The 14,938-nt window shown below is 41.8% G+C and carries 23 protein-coding genes and 1 pseudogene; 14 read left to right on the forward strand and 10 right to left on the reverse strand.

Annotated features, from left to right (window positions below; all coding sequences use genetic code 11):
* Together C7B70_RS23045 and C7B70_RS28935 are read left to right on the forward strand one after the other, a co-directional pair.
* The coding region (locus tag C7B70_RS23045; protein WP_199192467.1) for a transposase at window positions 1–236 on the forward strand (236 nt) is incomplete at its 5' end.
* Window positions 237–457: 221 nt separating this feature from the next.
* The gene (locus C7B70_RS28935) at window positions 458–622 is read left to right on the forward strand and encodes an IS1-like element transposase (protein ID WP_369831947.1); all 165 of its coding nucleotides are present in this window, start codon (window positions 458–460) and stop codon (window positions 620–622) included.
* Window positions 623–776: 154 nt separating this feature from the next.
* On the opposite strand, the gene C7B70_RS27235 is transcribed toward C7B70_RS28935, so the two are convergent.
* Together C7B70_RS27235 and C7B70_RS27240 are read right to left on the reverse strand one after the other, a co-directional pair.
* Window positions 777–929, reverse strand: coding sequence for a hypothetical protein (locus C7B70_RS27235; protein WP_199192468.1), 153 nt, complete (start codon window positions 927–929; stop codon window positions 777–779).
* A gap of 97 nt (window positions 930–1,026) precedes the next feature.
* Entirely contained in the window at window positions 1,027–1,245 is a 219-nt protein-coding gene (locus tag C7B70_RS27240) for a transposase (RefSeq protein WP_199192469.1), read from the reverse strand.
* Between the two features lie 331 nt (window positions 1,246–1,576).
* On the opposite strand from C7B70_RS27240, the gene C7B70_RS23060 reads away from it, so the two are divergent.
* A complete protein-coding gene (locus tag C7B70_RS23060; RefSeq protein ID WP_106371281.1) occupies window positions 1,577–1,906 on the forward strand; it encodes a hypothetical protein in 330 nt (109 codons plus the stop codon).
* Window positions 1,907–1,986: 80 nt separating this feature from the next.
* On the opposite strand, the gene rpsN is transcribed toward C7B70_RS23060, so the two are convergent.
* A complete protein-coding gene (gene rpsN, locus C7B70_RS23065; RefSeq protein WP_009633619.1) occupies window positions 1,987–2,289 on the reverse strand; it encodes a 30S ribosomal protein S14 in 303 nt (100 codons plus the stop codon).
* Window positions 2,290–2,415: 126 nt separating this feature from the next.
* Between rpsN and map the strand changes: the two genes are divergently transcribed.
* The 8 genes and pseudogenes from map (at window position 2,416) to C7B70_RS23105 (ending at window position 8,556) form a co-directional block, all read left to right on the forward strand.
* Window positions 2,416–3,195, forward strand: coding sequence for a type I methionyl aminopeptidase (gene map, locus C7B70_RS23070; RefSeq protein ID WP_106371282.1), 780 nt, complete (start codon window positions 2,416–2,418; stop codon window positions 3,193–3,195).
* Between the two features lie 49 nt (window positions 3,196–3,244).
* Window positions 3,245–3,586, forward strand: coding sequence for a hypothetical protein (locus C7B70_RS23075; protein ID WP_106371283.1), 342 nt, complete (start codon window positions 3,245–3,247; stop codon window positions 3,584–3,586).
* 106 nt (window positions 3,587–3,692) lie between these two features.
* A complete protein-coding gene (locus C7B70_RS23080; RefSeq protein ID WP_106371284.1) occupies window positions 3,693–4,031 on the forward strand; it encodes a YtxH domain-containing protein in 339 nt (112 codons plus the stop codon).
* A gap of 14 nt (window positions 4,032–4,045) precedes the next feature.
* Window positions 4,046–4,408 (forward strand): annotated as a pseudogene (locus C7B70_RS23085) (DUF948 domain-containing protein); the annotation flags it as partial.
* Window positions 4,409–4,604: 196 nt separating this feature from the next.
* Window positions 4,605–5,210 carry a rhomboid family intramembrane serine protease gene (locus C7B70_RS23090; protein ID WP_106371286.1) on the forward strand — a complete coding sequence of 202 codons (606 nt, stop codon included), beginning with the start codon at window positions 4,605–4,607 and terminating at the stop codon, window positions 5,208–5,210.
* Window positions 5,211–5,339: 129 nt separating this feature from the next.
* Complete coding sequence (locus tag C7B70_RS23095; RefSeq protein ID WP_106371287.1) at window positions 5,340–6,146, forward strand: TPM domain-containing protein; 807 nt, start codon at window positions 5,340–5,342, stop codon at window positions 6,144–6,146.
* Between the two features lie 101 nt (window positions 6,147–6,247).
* Window positions 6,248–7,909: a DNA mismatch repair endonuclease MutL gene (gene mutL, locus C7B70_RS23100; RefSeq protein WP_106371295.1), complete on the forward strand. Its 1,662-nt coding sequence runs from the start codon at window positions 6,248–6,250 to the stop codon at window positions 7,907–7,909.
* 101 nt (window positions 7,910–8,010) lie between these two features.
* Window positions 8,011–8,556 carry an adenylate kinase gene (locus C7B70_RS23105; protein WP_106371288.1) on the forward strand — a complete coding sequence of 182 codons (546 nt, stop codon included), beginning with the start codon at window positions 8,011–8,013 and terminating at the stop codon, window positions 8,554–8,556.
* A 194-nt stretch (window positions 8,557–8,750) separates the two neighbouring features.
* Here C7B70_RS23105 and C7B70_RS23110 read toward each other — a convergent pair whose 3' ends face one another.
* Window positions 8,751–9,230: a GNAT family N-acetyltransferase gene (locus C7B70_RS23110; RefSeq protein ID WP_106371289.1), complete on the reverse strand. Its 480-nt coding sequence runs from the start codon at window positions 9,228–9,230 to the stop codon at window positions 8,751–8,753.
* Window positions 9,231–9,411: 181 nt separating this feature from the next.
* Between C7B70_RS23110 and C7B70_RS26150 the strand changes: the two genes are divergently transcribed.
* On the forward strand, window positions 9,412–9,603 hold the full coding sequence (locus C7B70_RS26150; RefSeq protein WP_146134150.1) for a hypothetical protein: 192 nt from the start codon (window positions 9,412–9,414) through the stop codon (window positions 9,601–9,603).
* A 5-nt stretch (window positions 9,604–9,608) separates the two neighbouring features.
* Here the strand turns inward: C7B70_RS26150 and C7B70_RS23115 are convergent, their stop codons facing one another.
* From C7B70_RS23115 to C7B70_RS23130, 5 genes are all read right to left on the reverse strand, one after another.
* On the reverse strand, window positions 9,609–10,304 hold the full coding sequence (locus C7B70_RS23115) for a hypothetical protein (protein ID WP_199192470.1): 696 nt from the start codon (window positions 10,302–10,304) through the stop codon (window positions 9,609–9,611).
* A 98-nt stretch (window positions 10,305–10,402) separates the two neighbouring features.
* Window positions 10,403–10,549, reverse strand: a complete 147-nt coding sequence (locus tag C7B70_RS26610; RefSeq protein WP_158260571.1) for a hypothetical protein — start codon at window positions 10,547–10,549, stop codon at window positions 10,403–10,405.
* Between the two features lie 19 nt (window positions 10,550–10,568).
* Complete coding sequence (locus tag C7B70_RS23120) at window positions 10,569–10,826, reverse strand: BrnA antitoxin family protein (protein WP_106371291.1); 258 nt, start codon at window positions 10,824–10,826, stop codon at window positions 10,569–10,571.
* A 3-nt stretch (window positions 10,827–10,829) separates the two neighbouring features.
* Window positions 10,830–11,099 carry a BrnT family toxin gene (locus C7B70_RS23125; RefSeq protein WP_106371296.1) on the reverse strand — a complete coding sequence of 90 codons (270 nt, stop codon included), beginning with the start codon at window positions 11,097–11,099 and terminating at the stop codon, window positions 10,830–10,832.
* 168 nt (window positions 11,100–11,267) lie between these two features.
* Window positions 11,268–11,867, reverse strand: a complete 600-nt coding sequence (locus tag C7B70_RS23130) for a hypothetical protein (protein ID WP_106371292.1) — start codon at window positions 11,865–11,867, stop codon at window positions 11,268–11,270.
* 283 nt (window positions 11,868–12,150) lie between these two features.
* Between C7B70_RS23130 and C7B70_RS23135 the strand changes: the two genes are divergently transcribed.
* Window positions 12,151–13,029 (forward strand): PhzF family phenazine biosynthesis protein, encoded by an 879-nt coding sequence (locus C7B70_RS23135; protein ID WP_199192471.1) that lies wholly within the window; start codon window positions 12,151–12,153, stop codon window positions 13,027–13,029.
* Window positions 13,030–13,033: 4 nt separating this feature from the next.
* Entirely contained in the window at window positions 13,034–13,873 is an 840-nt protein-coding gene (locus C7B70_RS23140; protein WP_106371297.1) for a M28 family peptidase, read from the forward strand.
* On the opposite strand, the gene C7B70_RS23145 is transcribed toward C7B70_RS23140, so the two are convergent.
* The gene (locus tag C7B70_RS23145; protein WP_106371294.1) at window positions 13,874–14,722 is read right to left on the reverse strand and encodes a neutral zinc metallopeptidase; all 849 of its coding nucleotides are present in this window, start codon (window positions 14,720–14,722) and stop codon (window positions 13,874–13,876) included. It lies immediately after the preceding gene.
* Window positions 14,723–14,938: the final 216 nt, after the last annotated feature.

Genomic DNA, 14,938 nt, shown 5'->3' on the forward strand with positions numbered 1-14,938 from the left:
TTATTTTATGTGAGTTGCTACAAGCCTCGCCATTGCCACCACGAAGTATTTTTGATTTTTTACTGAAGCGTTTCGATGTAGCTTATCCAGATAGCGTCAACATTCTTCAAGTCGATAATGGACGATCCCATAAGGGCAAAGATTTAATTGTCCCGGAAAATATCATTTTGCCAGTTCAACCACCTTACTGTCCAGAACTAAATCCAAGTGAGCGATTGTGGGAACACCTCAAATAGTTTTCGTTTAAGACCCTTGAGCAACTGCAAACTTTCAGTTGCTCAACTCCTCGCGCTCGTTAACACCGTCAGGGATTGCTTCCATCACAAGTTATTCCTTCATCCTAGATGCCTTATCTGCCCTAACTCCTATTTAAATTGGTATCAGACAGGGGAAAAGGGTACAAAAAAAGTAGTGTTATCAATGTTAAAGTCTGTTATTATATTGTTGCCGCACATTTATCCAGGAATATACCTATCAGGGCTACTTACCTGAAGTTAAACAGCAAGTCACTGATATGGCAATGAATGGCAGTGGCATGAAAGATACCGCAAGGGTGTTAAAAATTAGCTGTAATATAGTAACCCAGGAAGTAAACAAATTCCCAACTACAGTTTGTAAATGAAAAGTTTTTCTAAACGACAAACTTAACTCCAATTAATGTTAGAGGTGTGTCGTGTATAAGAGGCAGAACTCGATGAAATGTGGAGCTTTGTCCAATGAGCTTATCCCACTAATTTATGGAACCAGAGGCGGATCTGAGCCAGCATGGGCAAGACTTACTGTTTTTCATCCCCGTTCGCAGAGGTAGTAATTGCCACCACTGACATACCAAACGCCTCTGTAATACTGTGAATCAGTATCCCTTGCCGTTGTTTATATCCGTAGCCTACGCCTTTACCTACCACCTTTGCCAGGGGGAAAAGAGCCATCAACGGCTCCGTAATCCCAGTTAATCATGCCTTTCTCCTCTGCTAATGCTAAAATCCGTTGTTTGAGTTTTTCTATTACTTCATCTTCATACCAGCGCTAGAGCCATCGATGAGCAGAACTTTTTGATGCCCATTGTTCTCCTCTTGGTACATCGTACCATCGACACCCAGTAATCAAAACATACAGTTGAGTATTTAATACTTTCTGAAATGGTACGTGTGGCATGCCTCGCCCTTTTTTCTCTGGCGAGGGAGGTAATAAGTCCTCAAATAGTTTCCATTCCAGTTCGCTTAATTTTTCAAACCTACCTACCACTTTTTATTCCTTTTTTTTTTAGAAAGATCCTAACTCATATTTCTATATTAGTGAGATAGGAACATTAGACCTCTTGCAAAAACAAGTTTTAAGATTGATTTGCATTTTTATATTATTTACTGAAAATCTCGGTAATATATGTTACCACGTAACTCCATGCAAGCATTGTTGCTTATGATGATCGCAACAATTTAAAACTTTCTTCGTAACGTCCATATTTCCTGAATGTTTAGGCGATCGCACCTGCAATACAAATTGTTATAACTTACGAGCCAAAAATATAGACTATTAGCACGATAATGTATTTAAAGCCAAAATCTGGGATATTACTATGGCTGAACCAATCCAAGCAATTACGCTCCCATCACCCCAAGACCCCGTACAAGAAGGCGAATGGTTGCGAAACTCTCTAGAAAAGTGGCTAAATGAAGAATTTTTACCCGAACCAGTTAACACGCAAATAGCAGGGCGGACGGCGCAGATTTTTGTTAGGCAAAGAATGGAAGGGGAAAACGATCTGGGAAGTCTTGTAATGGCGATCGTGACCGAGATGCAAGCCTTTGACTTTTCTAAAAGCTTTTATGGAGAGTTTGCGATCGCCAATGCCGTTAGCGATTTACTCTTAGATAGTCTAGGTATCGATAGATGCTGCGGACAATAAAACCCCTTTCTCTTAAAAAGTTTTGCGCCGGGAAACCCGGACGCGCAAACTTTTCGTGCCAATAGAAAGGGGTTTTAAAATTACCAGCTAGATTTGACTACCCCTGGTAACAATCCTTGGTGCGCCCACTCGCGGAAAACGTTGCGAGATAGCCCAAAATCGCTGTAAACACCTCTAGAGCGACCTGTAACCCAACAACGGTTACGGTGGCGGGTGCGTGAACTATCACGGGGCAATTGCTGAATTTGTCTATGTATAGCTAGCTTTTCCCGTTGGTTGGGGGCATTTTGGAACTGTTCTAATAATGCTTGTCGCTTCTCAGCATACTTTTCTACGGTTCTGGTGCGCTTTTTTTCGCGCTCGATCATGTTCTTTTTAGCCATACAGCCTACAATTATTTTTTCGTTTCAAACCTATCATTGTACATCTTATCCAATTAGATAAAATTTCCCTACCTAGACTAGCCTCGAAAAGTTAGCATTTAGTTAGGAATATAGGAAATTAATTGCATGGGTAGCGAAACAATTGTTCTTTTGTCTCATCGAGAAATTGAAAAGATGCGCCGCGCGGGACAACTGGCGGCGGAACTTTTAGACTATTTAGAACCAATGGTAAAGCCAGGAGTAAGCACTTTACAACTGAATGATGCTGCTGAAAAGTGGACGCAGGCGCACAATGCCAAAAGCGCACCGCTTGGTTATCATGGGTTTCCTAAATCTATCTGTACGAGCGTCAATGAGGTTATTTGTCACGGCATCCCCAACGCTAAACATATACTTGCGGATGGCGACATTATTAATATAGATGTAACCCCAATTTTAGATGGTTATTATGGCGATACTTCTAAAACCTTTTTCGTTGGTACGCCTTCACCCACAGCAAAAAAACTTGTTGAAGTAACTAAAGAATGTCTGCGTCGGGGAATTGCCGAAGTTAAGCCAGATGCGCGGATTGGAGATATTGGCGCAGCGATTCAAGAGTACGCCGAAGCATCCGGCTTTTCTGTAGTACGAGAGTTTGTTGGACACGGTATTAGTAATATTTTTCATACTGCGCCGCAAGTTCCTCATTATGGCACGAGAGGAAAAGGTAAAAAGTTAAGAGCAGGGATGGTATTTACGATTGAGCCAATGATTAACGAAGGTACTTGGGAATCAGAGGTACAAAGCGATAAATGGACGGCGCTTACACGAGATCGCCTCTTATCGGCGCAGTTTGAGCATACTATAGCTGTAACCAATGATGGCGTAGAAGTTCTCACCTTGCGCCCTGGGGAAACTTATTTGTAATTTTGAGATTAGAGCTAGTGAAGGTTCTAATCTAAACAACACTCAAATTATGGTTGTAACTATCATCGTCATTAATGTTTTAATTGCGTTAATACTGCTGTATGTAGCTCGGCGACTATGGCTATTGCGGCAGAAACTCCAGCGCGTAAATAATAAGTTAATCGCTATCAATCGCAGCGCCGGAGCCGCCTTAGCTGGGACACCTAACGCTATTTATAAAGGTCAAATGGGTCTTTCTCAGCTAAAACAAAGAAACGAGCCATTGCAAGTCCAAATTCTACGGGTAAGACAAGTTTTATCGCTTTTAAGTGTTGGTCAACAAGCATGGCAGCGTTTTTCTTTCCCAAATACTGCTTTTTTAGGACGACAAACACCAAGATTCAGAAAATAGTTCGTGCAAACATCATAGCTACAGTATCCTAATGACTGAATGCCGATAGGCGATCGCACATCACTAGAAAAAATCAGCCTAAAATGGGTGTAAGGAGAGCGAAACAATGTCTAACAACCGTTCGGGATCATTTATTGGCGGCGTATTGCTAGGTGCAGCAGTGGGAACCATTACAGGCTTACTAATGGCTCCCCGTACTGGCAAGGAAACTCGTCAATTTTTAAAAAAATCCGCCGATGCGTTGCCAGAATTAGCCGAAGATTTGTCAACCAGCGTCCAAATTCAAGCCGATCGCCTTTCTGAATCTGCGTTACGCAATTGGGATGGCACTTTAGAGCGGTTGCGCGATGCCATTGCTGCGGGTGTGGAGGCTAGTCAAAAAGAAAGTCAAATTTTAAAGGGCAACGAAGTTACACCCGAACCACCTATGCTAGATCGCCTGTAGTTGCATAAAACACTGTGATTGATCCGATATTTTGGCTTGGATTGTCCATTCTATTAGTTGCTGTCAGTCTTACGGCGGTTTTGGTGACGGCAATTCCGGCATTACAAGAAGTCGCACGGGCGGCGCGTAGTGCCGAAAAACTATTTGATACTTTAAGGCGCGATTTGCCCCCGACTTTAGAAGCAATCAGGCTTACAGGTTTAGAAATTAGCGAATTAACTGATGATGTTAGCGATGGGGTTAAAAGTGCAAGTCAAGTAGTTAAACAAGTAGATCGCAGTATTGACGGGGCTAAAAAGCAAGCGCAAAAAGTTGAAGTGAGTACCCGGAGCGTGTTTGCTGGAGTTACAACAGCTTGGAAAACTTTTAATCGTCGCCCTAGTCGTCTTTCTCCTAGTCAAAGAGATTTGTTAACAAGTAGCGATCGCCTTGAATATATCCCCAAAAATGAATTAGACGATATAGAGATAGTTAATGATTCTCGCCCAAAAGCCCCAATACTGAACGATCCAGAAGATGAGTAGTTGCCGATAATCTGTGCTTTTGCTTGTATTTTAAAGGAAAATTACTTTTATGCTGCTAGACGACAATCAAACCCGAAAAAATAAGCTAAAAAACACTTATAACGGTGTTTTTGCCTTAATTATCATTAACTTGGTCATTTTTATTGCTGACAAGGGATTAAGAATCGGTTTTATTCAAAATTTATACTTAAACTTTTCCTCCCCCGCCTGGTATCAATTTTTTACGGCAATGTTTTGTCATGCTAATTGGGCGCACATTTCAGGAAACCTCTTTTTTCTCTACATCTTTGGCAAATTAGTCGAAGAAGAAGAAGGCGTTGTTGGCGTTGTCAGTTCTTATTTAATCTGCGGCTTGGGTGCAAGCGTCATGAGCTTTCTATTTCATGGAAGCAGCGCGGGTTACTCTTTGGGAGCATCGGGGGCAGTTTTTGGCTTATTTGTAGTTAGTGTTTTAATCAAATTAAGCTGGCATTGGCGTAGAGTTTTAGAAGTTATCATTCTTGGTCAATTTGTGGTGGAACGGATATTGTTTGAATTTCGCCAAACCGGGATTTATGACGGGGTAGACCATGTTGCTCATATTGGTGGTGCTTTAGTGGGTGTAGGCTTGATTACAGTGTTGATGCGCCTTGAACCCGTGAAAAAGCTGCACTGATTGGGTTTGTCAATTTTTGCCAAGGATACCTGTATTAGAGTAAAGTAAACAAATGTAAAGAAATATTAGTTTTCAATGCTGAAGACTATTTACAAATAGTTCAAATTAAAAATAATTATAGAATTGCTCATGCAGCGTCTTTCTTGGCAACGAATTTTCGTATATTTTTGGGCAATATTTTTAGCCGGGGCAGTATGGACTAACGTTACACCTACGGCATTAGCGTTTAATAATCCCGATTTACTCCCCGCCACGCCAACCCCAATTATTGATTTAGCAAAATCTCTAACTAGCGTCCAAGAAGACAAGTTAGCTCAAGAATTAGATGCTTTTCAAGTAGAAACAGGCTGGAAATTGCGGGTTTTGACTCAATATGATCGCACTCCGGGAACTGCTGTAAAAAGTTTTTGGGGTTTAGATGAAAAAAGTATCTTGCTTGTAGCAGATTCAAGAGGCGGAAATATTCTTAATTTTAGTATCGGCGATGCGGTTTACGACCTTTTACCCCGTACCTTTTGGATAGAATTGCAGACACGCTTCGGCAACTTATATTTTGTGCGGGAAGAAGGCGAAGATCAAGCAATTATTCAAGCGATTGGCTCAATTGAAGGTTGTTTGCGTCAAGGTGGTTGCCGAGTTGTACCAGGTTTACCGCGAGAACAGTGGATTTTGACGTTGATTACTTCAGTTCTTGGAGGGGTAATTTGTGGATTTGCGGGACAATCGCGCAGTAAAGGGCAAGGTTTTTCATGGCAATGGGCGTTAATCTTCTCGCCGTTATGGGGAATTTTGTTTCTAGCCTTTGGAATTGCACCCGTAATTACCCGTACGAACGAATGGTTGCCATTAGTTAGGAATATCTCTGGTTTTTTAATTGGGGTTTTGGTAGCTTTCTTGTCACCAATTTTTAGTCGCCCTCCAGCTTCAGAGAATTAACGCAAACATTACAATAAAAAATAGTATTGCTCAACAAAGACATACCGAATTGGTGTGTCTTCTGTGTTTAGGGGCAAATATAGATAAAACGTTGACACATGATCGTTTCTGGTATTCAAACTTTACCGACAGAAGTTGTCCACCTCATAGCCGCCGGAGAAGTAATAGACTCATTGGCGGCGGTAGTGCGCGAACTTGTCGAAAACGCTATAGATGCAGGTGCAACGCGGATTGTTATCTCTGTATGGGCGCAACAATGGCGGGTGCGGGTATCTGATAACGGTTGTGGAATGAAGCTTGACGATTTAAAACAAGCCGCCACCGCCCATAGCACTAGCAAAATTCGTAACTGCGAGGATTTGTGGCAAATTAATAGTCTGGGCTTTCGGGGAGAAGCTTTGCATAGTTTGGCGCAATTAGCTGATTTAGAAGTTCTCAGTCGCGGACAAACCACCGATGAAGCTTGGCGGGTTACTTATTGTCCCCAAGGAGAACCCGTAGAAATAGAAACAGTAGCGATCGCACCAGGTACAGTAGTTACAGTAGATAACTTATTTGGTACGTGGTGGGAACGCCGCGAAGGATTGCCGACTTTAGCGCAACAAACAAAAGCAATTCAAACTACTATCGGACAAATTGCTTTATGTCATCCTCAAGTAACTTGGGTAGTGTGGCTAGATGACCGTCAGTGGTTTACGCTGAGTCCGGGGGTAACTACTCAACAGCTATTACCGCAAATAGTTCGTCAATTGCGCTTGGGTGACTTGCAGCAGTTAAAAATTGAAGTGCCGCAACTGGGAGTAGAAAACCTAGGGCTTTTGCAACTGGTATTAGGTTTACCTGATAGATGTCATCGCCATCGCCCAGATTGGGTAAAAGTCGCTGTTAATGGGCGAATGGTAAAGTTGCCGGAAATAGAGCAAATTATTTTAGCTACTACTGCCAAAACCTTACCACGCGATCGCTATCCAGTATGTTTTTTGCACCTCAAAATTAGTCCCAATCAAGTTAATTGGAATCGTCACCCAGCTAAAACAGAAATTTACTTACATAATCTCACTCATTGGCAAGAACAAGTTACCCAAGCCATCGAGCAAATTTTGCGTCTCAATAGCGATAGTGTTTGCGAACAAGTGCATAACGCGCGGGTAGGGAAAGTAATTAAAGCCGCCGAAGCCCAAGGTACTTATGGAGTAAAGCCAGCACCACAAATAGAAACAAGTTTTAGTTTAAAAGCGGTTTCTCAAGTCCACAATACTTATATTATGGTGGAGCATCCGGGGGGCTTGTGGTTAGTAGAACAACATATTGCTCACGAGCGGGTTTTGTATGACCAATTGCTGACAAACTGGAAGTTAGTCAAGTTAGAAACTCCAGCCATTCTCAACAATTTATCAGCAGTGCAAACTCTGCAATTAGAACGGATTGGTTTAGAAGTAGAGCCTTTTGGCGATGATGTGTGGGCAATCCGCAACGCGCCAGCACTTTTAGCAGAGCGAGAAGATTGCGCCGAAGCACTTTTAGAGCTTAGTTTAGGTGGAGATTTACAAACGGCTCAAGTTGCTGTTGCCTGTCGCAGTGCAATCCGTAATGGTACACCATTGAGTTTAGAGCAAATGCAGACTCTTGTAGACCAATGGCAAAGGACTCGCAACCCCCGCACTTGTCCGCACGGTCGCCCAATTTACTTATCTTTGGAAGAAACAGCTTTATCGCGCTTTTTCCGCCGTCATTGGGTAATTGGCAAAAGTCACGGTATTTAAAAAATATTACTATTAAATTAGAAAATAGTGCAGTCGGCTTAATACTACAAGCTCTAATACTTTTCGGCGAAGTGACTTGATTGCACCAAAAGGAGAGTAGCATGAAAAAAGTAGCAGTGTTTGGCAATGCTGGAGGCGGTAAATCAACTCTAAGCAAAAAATTATCGCAAATCACTGGTTTGCCACTTTACGTCTTAGACAAGATTCAATATCCATCAGGAGGCATTGAGCTTCCAATAGAAGACTATAAACGCACTCATGAGAAAATTTTAGCTTCCGATCAATGGATTATTGACGGGTTTGGTTGCAAGGAAACCCTCTGGCTACGACTAAATGAGGCGGATAGTTTAGTCTTTGTCGATCTGCCACTACACGTGCATTTTTGGTGGGTGACTAAACGATTCATTACAGGTTATTGGGAACTACCAGAAGGATGGCCCCAAAAGAGTCCTATTTTGAAAAGTTCGCTTAATAGCTACCGCGCACTTTGGTTATGTCACAAATATTTGACCCCAAGATATCGGGAGTATATTGAGCAGTCTCAAAGCACCAAAAGTGTTTATCACCTTCGAGCGATCGCACAGATTTCGCAATTTTTTGAATTAATTGAAAATGAGACTAATTTTGAAGATGGTATATCAGCCTGATCTTCTCAATCAGCAGCGATAACCACCCTAGATGAAGTGATAGTTTCAAATCCCTTCTGCGATCGCGCCCTACATCTTTAATTATTGATGGTTTCAAATACAATTTGCGATCGCCCCGCTTATCCACGCCAGTTGCTACAACAGAGCAAAACTCACGTGCGTTACTAGCTACCCAATATTGAAGAGGCTTGTACTCAGAGTTTCTTGAAGTATCTGGCGATCGGTAACAGCCCGAAGCCTACCTTTTCATAAGTGCGACGGGCTGGGGCATGACCGGAATCACCTCCGGTTTCGACCATAGCAATAGACATCCCAGCATCTTTCATCCAAGCAAGAGCGAATTCCATGAGAGTAGTGCCAATGCCGTGACCTTGAAAGTCTGGATCGACAGCAACCATGTAGATTTCACCCATGCTGGACTCGGAATCTAGTTTCACGGCTACAAAACCCACAGTAGAACCTGCATCAATAGCAACCCATACATTTGTGTCTTCAGCAGCGCAGACATCCTCGACGGCTTTTTGCTGGCTTGCACGCCAATTATCGGGATAGAATTCTTGGTACACGTCAGCGTCCATCGCGTTCTGAATTGAATCAAAAACCGGACTCCATGCCCGAAGCGAAAGACGAATAACGGCATCGAGTTGGTAGGGGTCGTATGGTTCAATTTGCATTTTGGTATGGACTCTAAAATACGCCGGAGGTTTCTAGGCAATGAAGCAGCATAACTATTTATTATATTGAAACTTTCCACATAATCTTTTGCTTCATGAAGCCATACAAGTATCACTGTCATTTATGAGCATAATATGCAAAAACTTTCTTCATAACATTCATATTTGGGTATCGTACAGAATGTTTCCCAATGTCCATCCTTTAGGGGGTATAGTCGGGGATACTTTTGTAACAGAGTTTGAAGTGTTTGAGCGATCGCATCCTACATATTTAATTAATGGTTTCAAGTCTAATCGGCGATCGCTAATCCTGTTACTTTACAAAAATCTCGATCACACAAACGCACTTCAGGATGAAAGCGCCATCAATTAAATATCCTAAAATTTGCGGATGGCAATTGTATAAGACGCTCGTTGCTTTGACTCTCGTTGAGTTTTCACAATTCGGAAGTCTGGGTCGCAGTAAAGATGCTCTAACTGGGGAGTGGCTTGGAGGATTTTCTCCACCTTTTTAGTTGTGGTTCGATCCAAATGCTTCAATCTAGTCAACTTAGGAGAAGCAACGGCTTTTGTAAACCAGGCATCTGCAACATCTACAGTAAAAGACTTAGCTCGGATTCGCAATGCCTGCTCAACGCCCACATTTTGAATCAACCATTGCTGATTTTTGACTTCGTACCGTTGAATCAGCATAAAGTCATAAGCTACTAGCCACGAGGATAGATTTTTTAATAAAGGAAGGCGAGAACCAGGAGCGTACCGTGCCATGTTGGCATAGTATCCATCTGGGTGAAAGATTTGGTAGGACTGGTCGCGGATACGCCCCGGAAAGATGTCTTGAAAGGGAATCGTAGACCAAAGGGATAGCCAAACTCCTTGAATCAGAGAAGCTTGATCGCTGGCAACTGGAACTGGATTGCGCTGCTGAAGTTCTGCAAACAGCGCCGCAAGTTCTGTCTTATAAAACTGGTTTTTTTGTGCTAGAGAATCACTATCACGTCCAGTAACTAGACGCAATACAGCTTGTTTCAAATCCTCTGTACTTTTCTGCGTGAAGTTATCTAGGTTTACCATAGACGTTACTATCCATCTTTTGTTGAATTGAGTTTGTTCGCTGACAGTTAATATTTCTAGATTACGGAAGATAAATCTTTAGTAGTAGCGCGGCCAGTCTAAGTTGTTGGGCAAAGCGTTTGTAGAACACTTTGTATTGATGGTTTCAAATTCTTTGGTGCGATCGCTATCCCTGCCATTTTACTAAAATTTCCGCGATCGCACATTAACAAAATCAGGCAATAGTTGCGATCGCCTTCACTCATCTACACCAGTTGACTGACTCTACTTCCCAAGCCGTTCTAGCTCTTCTCGCAACACTTTTCGCAACGTAGTCTCTAACGGCTCACGTTGTTGTTGAATATATTGACGCAACGCTTCATTGATTAAGCTTTGATAATTGCCTCCACCTGCCGCCTGAACTTGATCTCGGAACCAGGCAAGGATTTCTTCATCTAACCGAATTGTAATGCGAGTCTTTCCTACTCCGACAGGATCGATCGCTCCTCGTTTCCCTTGACTAAAATCGTACTCTGCATCCATTATTTATCCCTCTTCTAAATATTGGGTTAGTTCTAGCCACGTTGCTTTTCGAGCCGAAATTAACCGAATCTCCTTACCACGCAACGTATACACAACTACGAGAACTCGACCGAGCGCATCAATACCGATGGTGATAAACCGTTCTTCGTTAAACCGCTCGTCACTGACTGTCACTGCCAAATCATCAGAAAATACCGACACGGCATCAGCAAAATCAATGTCATGCTTGTTGAGATTAGTGGCAGCCTTGTCATTGTCCCACTGGTATACCATGCCTTTATTGTATGCACATTTGTACATACTAAGGCAATCTAAATTTTGCAGAATACTTAGGTATTGACCAACAATTTTAAAACTTCGCTCTTATCTATTGACTGCGGGCTAATGTAATGATCGCCCTCCAAACCCCACAGCCAAACCTTACAACTCTTATTTAAGAGATTAAGTATTTCTATTGGGTAGAAGTATCATCTGTGTATGCCTTTGCTGATGCTTTACAAGTTGTTCTCCTCGATAAATTCTGACATATGAATTTAGTGCAATTACAGCCCAATAGCCAAAGACAAGTGTTGTAATGATTAGAACAGTTAGATATTTAGGAAAGAATATTGGGATAATCGCTACGCAAGCACAAAAAATATAAAGGAAGAAATAAATACCTTTTCTTAACCAGCGAGACCAAGCCGATGAGTATTTCTTAGAAAAGGCAAGCCGAAGATCGCCCTTTGTATCGAGAGTCTGCAAGTATTTTCTGGATAACACATAATCATTTAAACATTTTCCAGAATTTTTTAATGAGAGTATATAAGCAATTTCTTTAGAACTAACAATTGTACTTCCAGCAATCGCATGATATCCTTTCTCTACGGCGAAAGGGTGCAAATCGGGATTATTTTTTAAATCTTCTAAGAATTCTTTGGCAAATTTATAGTCTTCCCGTAACCGAGATTTTTTCCCAGTAGTAATGTCATAAATGATTTTCCCTGCACCGAAGATTCCAACTATAGCACCAATAATTTTGATGATTGTTTCAGATTCCATGGATGCCTCGTAGATGCCTCGTAAATGAAGTTTGGCTATTTATTATATTAAAAGTTTCCATATACTCTCTAGAATCTAAGGTTATACCAGCATCATAGTCATTTATAAACATAATAAACTTTCCTCATGACACCCGTATTTGAAGATTATTATATGGAGAAATTCTGTATCTCCACCCTGTAGGTAGGTGTTATAGAGAAAAATGCTGTAACAAAGCTTGAGGTCTTAGAGCGATCGCATTTATTACCCTAAAATCAAAAATAAACCCTAAAAAATAGCGATAGTGAAATATTACATTGTCGATGTGTTTGCACAGGAAAAATATAACGGCAATCAACTAGCCGTATTTATGGATGCTGGGACTCTTACAAGTCACCAAATGCAGCGTATAGCCAAAGAAATAAACTACTCAGAGACAACCTTTATTATTAATAATCAAAGCCGTGAGGGTGGCTACGACGTGCGAATATTTACCCCAGCGCAAGAAATTCCTTTTGCTGGTCATCCTACTTTAGGGACTGCATACATTATTCAACAGGAAATTATTAAGCAGCCTGTTGAAAAAGTTACTTTAAACTTGAAAGTCGGACAAATACCTGTAACTTTGTACTACGCGGATAATTCTGTAGACTTGCTGTGGATGCAGCAAAAAGCACCAACTTTTGGACAGACATTTGCAACCGATGCGATCACACAAGTCTTAAATTTATCTGTAGACGATATAGATACTAGCTTTCCGATTCAATCCGTTTCTACAGGCTTGCCATTTATAATTGTGCCTTTAAAAACCTTAGCCGCCGTTAAAAAAGCTAAAGTCAATCTAGAACAGTATTTTGAACTAATTAGTAACACCGAAGCTAAGTCAATTTTGATATTTTGCCCAGAAACCTATCATCAAGAAAATAACTTAAACGTGCGCGTATTCTGCGATTACTTAGGTATTCCCGAAGATCCGGCGACGGGGAGCGCTAATGGTTGTTTAGCTGGATATTTAGCGAATTATGCTTATTTTGGGGCAGATTCTATTGATATTCGCGTCGAGCAAGGTTACGAAATTGGTAGAGATTCACTTTTATTACTAAAAGCCCAAAAAACAGACGCAGACATCAATGTCTTTGTTGGCGGTAAAGTAATTATGGTAGCTAAAGGCGAATTTGTTTAAAAACGTGGATCTCAAACAACTTTTATACGATCATCTCATTCAACTGGTACGCGATCGCGATCCTTACTTCTCTACGGCGGGGCATTTTTTCGTTCAGCAATACATCCTGCAACAATTGCAACAGTGCGGAAGGGTTGAAATTCACGAGTTTCAGGTAAACGGTAGAACCCACCAAAACATAATTTTGCATTTACCCGCCGCTAATAGCACCACAAAGCCACCGATTTTAATTGGCGCACACTATGACGGCGTACCGGGAACCCCCGGCGCAGATGACAATGCTACAGGGGTTGCAGCTTTGCTTGAATTAGCAAGAATCTTTGCAGCGCAACCTCTTAAGTACCCACTCCAGCTAGTTGCTTTTGATATGGAAGAATACGGCTTATTGGGTAGTATTGATTACGCTACTAAATTGCATAGCCAACAGCAACCATTACGGTTGATGATTTCTCTAGAAATGCTGGGCTATTGTGACTCTACACCTGGTTCTCAACGTTATCCATCGCCTTTAGAGCGTATTTACCCAAATACGGGAGATTTTATCGCGTTAATTGGCAATTTAGCGACAATCCCTGACTTACTTAGCCTAAGTAAGAATATGCGTAAACATGGCACAGCGTGTCAATGGCTACCTGCACCCAATCGCGGGTTAATTGTTCCACAGACACGCTGGAGCGATCATTCGCCCTTCTGGGATCGAGGTTATAAAGCAATGATGGTTACAGATACCGCTATGCTGAGGAATCCTCATTATCACAAAGAAAGCGATCGCATTGAAACTCTAGACTTAGACTTTTTTACTAACGTTTGCAATAGTTTAGCTCAAGCAATTCCCTTTTTATAGTTAAAGTCTAGCTGTTTTAAAAGTATCGCACTGTGCCGGATCTCCAGTTTGGATTCCCTGCTTAAACCACCGTACTCTTTGAGCAGAACTCCCATGAGTAAAGGATTCTGGCACTACATAGCCTCTAGATTGACTTTGTAAGCGATCGTCTCCAATACTACTAGCAGCGTTTAGCGCTTCTTCTATATCACCTGGTTCTAAAACTTGGCGCGAATTCTGGGCTTTGTTTGCCCAAATCCCTGCAAAACAATCAGCCTGCAACTCTAACCTAACAGAAAGTTGATTTGCTTCTACTTCACTGACTCGACTTTGCAAAGAGCGGACTTTATCAGAGATTCCCATGAGATTTTGTACGTGATGTCCAACTTCATGAGCAATTACATAAGCTTGAGCAAAATCCCCTGGTGCTTGCAGACGCTCTTGCAAATCTCGGTAGAAACTTAAATCTATATACAATTTTTGGTCAGCAGGACAATAAAAAGGGCCAACCGCCGCTTGAGCGTAACCGCAGGCTGATTCTACTCTATCGGAAAACAGCACTAAAGTAGGCTCTACATAGTTGCCGCCCATCTCTCTAAATAACGGCTTCCAAGTATCTTCAGTATCAGCTAAAACTACCGAAACAAAGTCAGCAAGGCGATTACTTTCGGGGGAATTTTGCCTAGATACAGAAGTTGGATTATCGTTACTAGGTGCAACTTGCTCTAGAATTGCTGGATCTACACCGAAAAATGCGGCAATTAAGGACAATACAACAAAACCAATTCCGCCGCCGACTACTGGGCCAGAAACCCCTGCGCCGCGACGATCCTCAACATTGCTACTTCTACGACCAAATTCCCAACGCATAACAGTTTTCCTGTAACTTTAATTGCCAGTTTGATGGACTACTCCTACAACGTGCAACTTACTTGAGTGTTATTTGTGGGCTTTTAACCGCTACGCACAGCGACAGATTTTAGTAGCTTCTAGCGCTGGAATGATTTTAGGCGTTGCTGAATCGAGGGATGAATGACTAAGCACGATCAGGAATAGGGACATCTCCAAACTTGAGGTAATGAATCA

The organism is Chlorogloea sp. CCALA 695 (assembly GCF_003003885.1).
Taxonomy (GTDB): Bacteria; Cyanobacteriota; Cyanobacteriia; order Cyanobacteriales; family Chroococcidiopsidaceae; genus Aliterella.

What these genes read in the sequence shown, in the direction of transcription:
- C7B70_RS27235 (WP_199192468.1), bottom strand. Translation starts at nt 929, where the DNA reads ATGGCTCTTTTCCCCCTGGCAAAGGTGGTAGGTAAAGGCGTAGGCTAC.
- C7B70_RS23060 (WP_106371281.1), top strand. Translation starts at nt 1,577, where the DNA reads ATGGCTGAACCAATCCAAGCAATTACGCTCCCATCACCCCAAGACCCC.
- rpsN (WP_009633619.1), bottom strand. Translation starts at nt 2,289, where the DNA reads ATGGCTAAAAAGAACATGATCGAGCGCGAAAAAAAGCGCACCAGAACC.
- map (WP_106371282.1), top strand. Translation starts at nt 2,416, where the DNA reads ATGGGTAGCGAAACAATTGTTCTTTTGTCTCATCGAGAAATTGAAAAG.
- C7B70_RS23075 (WP_106371283.1), top strand. Translation starts at nt 3,245, where the DNA reads ATGGTTGTAACTATCATCGTCATTAATGTTTTAATTGCGTTAATACTG.
- C7B70_RS23080 (WP_106371284.1), top strand. Translation starts at nt 3,693, where the DNA reads ATGTCTAACAACCGTTCGGGATCATTTATTGGCGGCGTATTGCTAGGT.
- C7B70_RS23090 (WP_106371286.1), top strand. Translation starts at nt 4,605, where the DNA reads ATGCTGCTAGACGACAATCAAACCCGAAAAAATAAGCTAAAAAACACT.
- C7B70_RS23095 (WP_106371287.1), top strand. Translation starts at nt 5,340, where the DNA reads ATGCAGCGTCTTTCTTGGCAACGAATTTTCGTATATTTTTGGGCAATA.
- C7B70_RS23105 (WP_106371288.1), top strand. Translation starts at nt 8,011, where the DNA reads ATGAAAAAAGTAGCAGTGTTTGGCAATGCTGGAGGCGGTAAATCAACT.
- C7B70_RS23110 (WP_106371289.1), bottom strand. Translation starts at nt 9,230, where the DNA reads ATGCAAATTGAACCATACGACCCCTACCAACTCGATGCCGTTATTCGT.
- C7B70_RS26150 (WP_146134150.1), top strand. Translation starts at nt 9,412, where the DNA reads ATGTTTCCCAATGTCCATCCTTTAGGGGGTATAGTCGGGGATACTTTT.
- C7B70_RS23115 (WP_199192470.1), bottom strand. Translation starts at nt 10,304, where the DNA reads ATGGTAAACCTAGATAACTTCACGCAGAAAAGTACAGAGGATTTGAAA.
- C7B70_RS26610 (WP_158260571.1), bottom strand. Translation starts at nt 10,549, where the DNA reads ATGAGTGAAGGCGATCGCAACTATTGCCTGATTTTGTTAATGTGCGAT.
- C7B70_RS23120 (WP_106371291.1), bottom strand. Translation starts at nt 10,826, where the DNA reads ATGGATGCAGAGTACGATTTTAGTCAAGGGAAACGAGGAGCGATCGAT.
- C7B70_RS23125 (WP_106371296.1), bottom strand. Translation starts at nt 11,099, where the DNA reads ATGGTATACCAGTGGGACAATGACAAGGCTGCCACTAATCTCAACAAG.
- C7B70_RS23130 (WP_106371292.1), bottom strand. Translation starts at nt 11,867, where the DNA reads ATGGAATCTGAAACAATCATCAAAATTATTGGTGCTATAGTTGGAATC.
- C7B70_RS23145 (WP_106371294.1), bottom strand. Translation starts at nt 14,722, where the DNA reads ATGCGTTGGGAATTTGGTCGTAGAAGTAGCAATGTTGAGGATCGTCGC.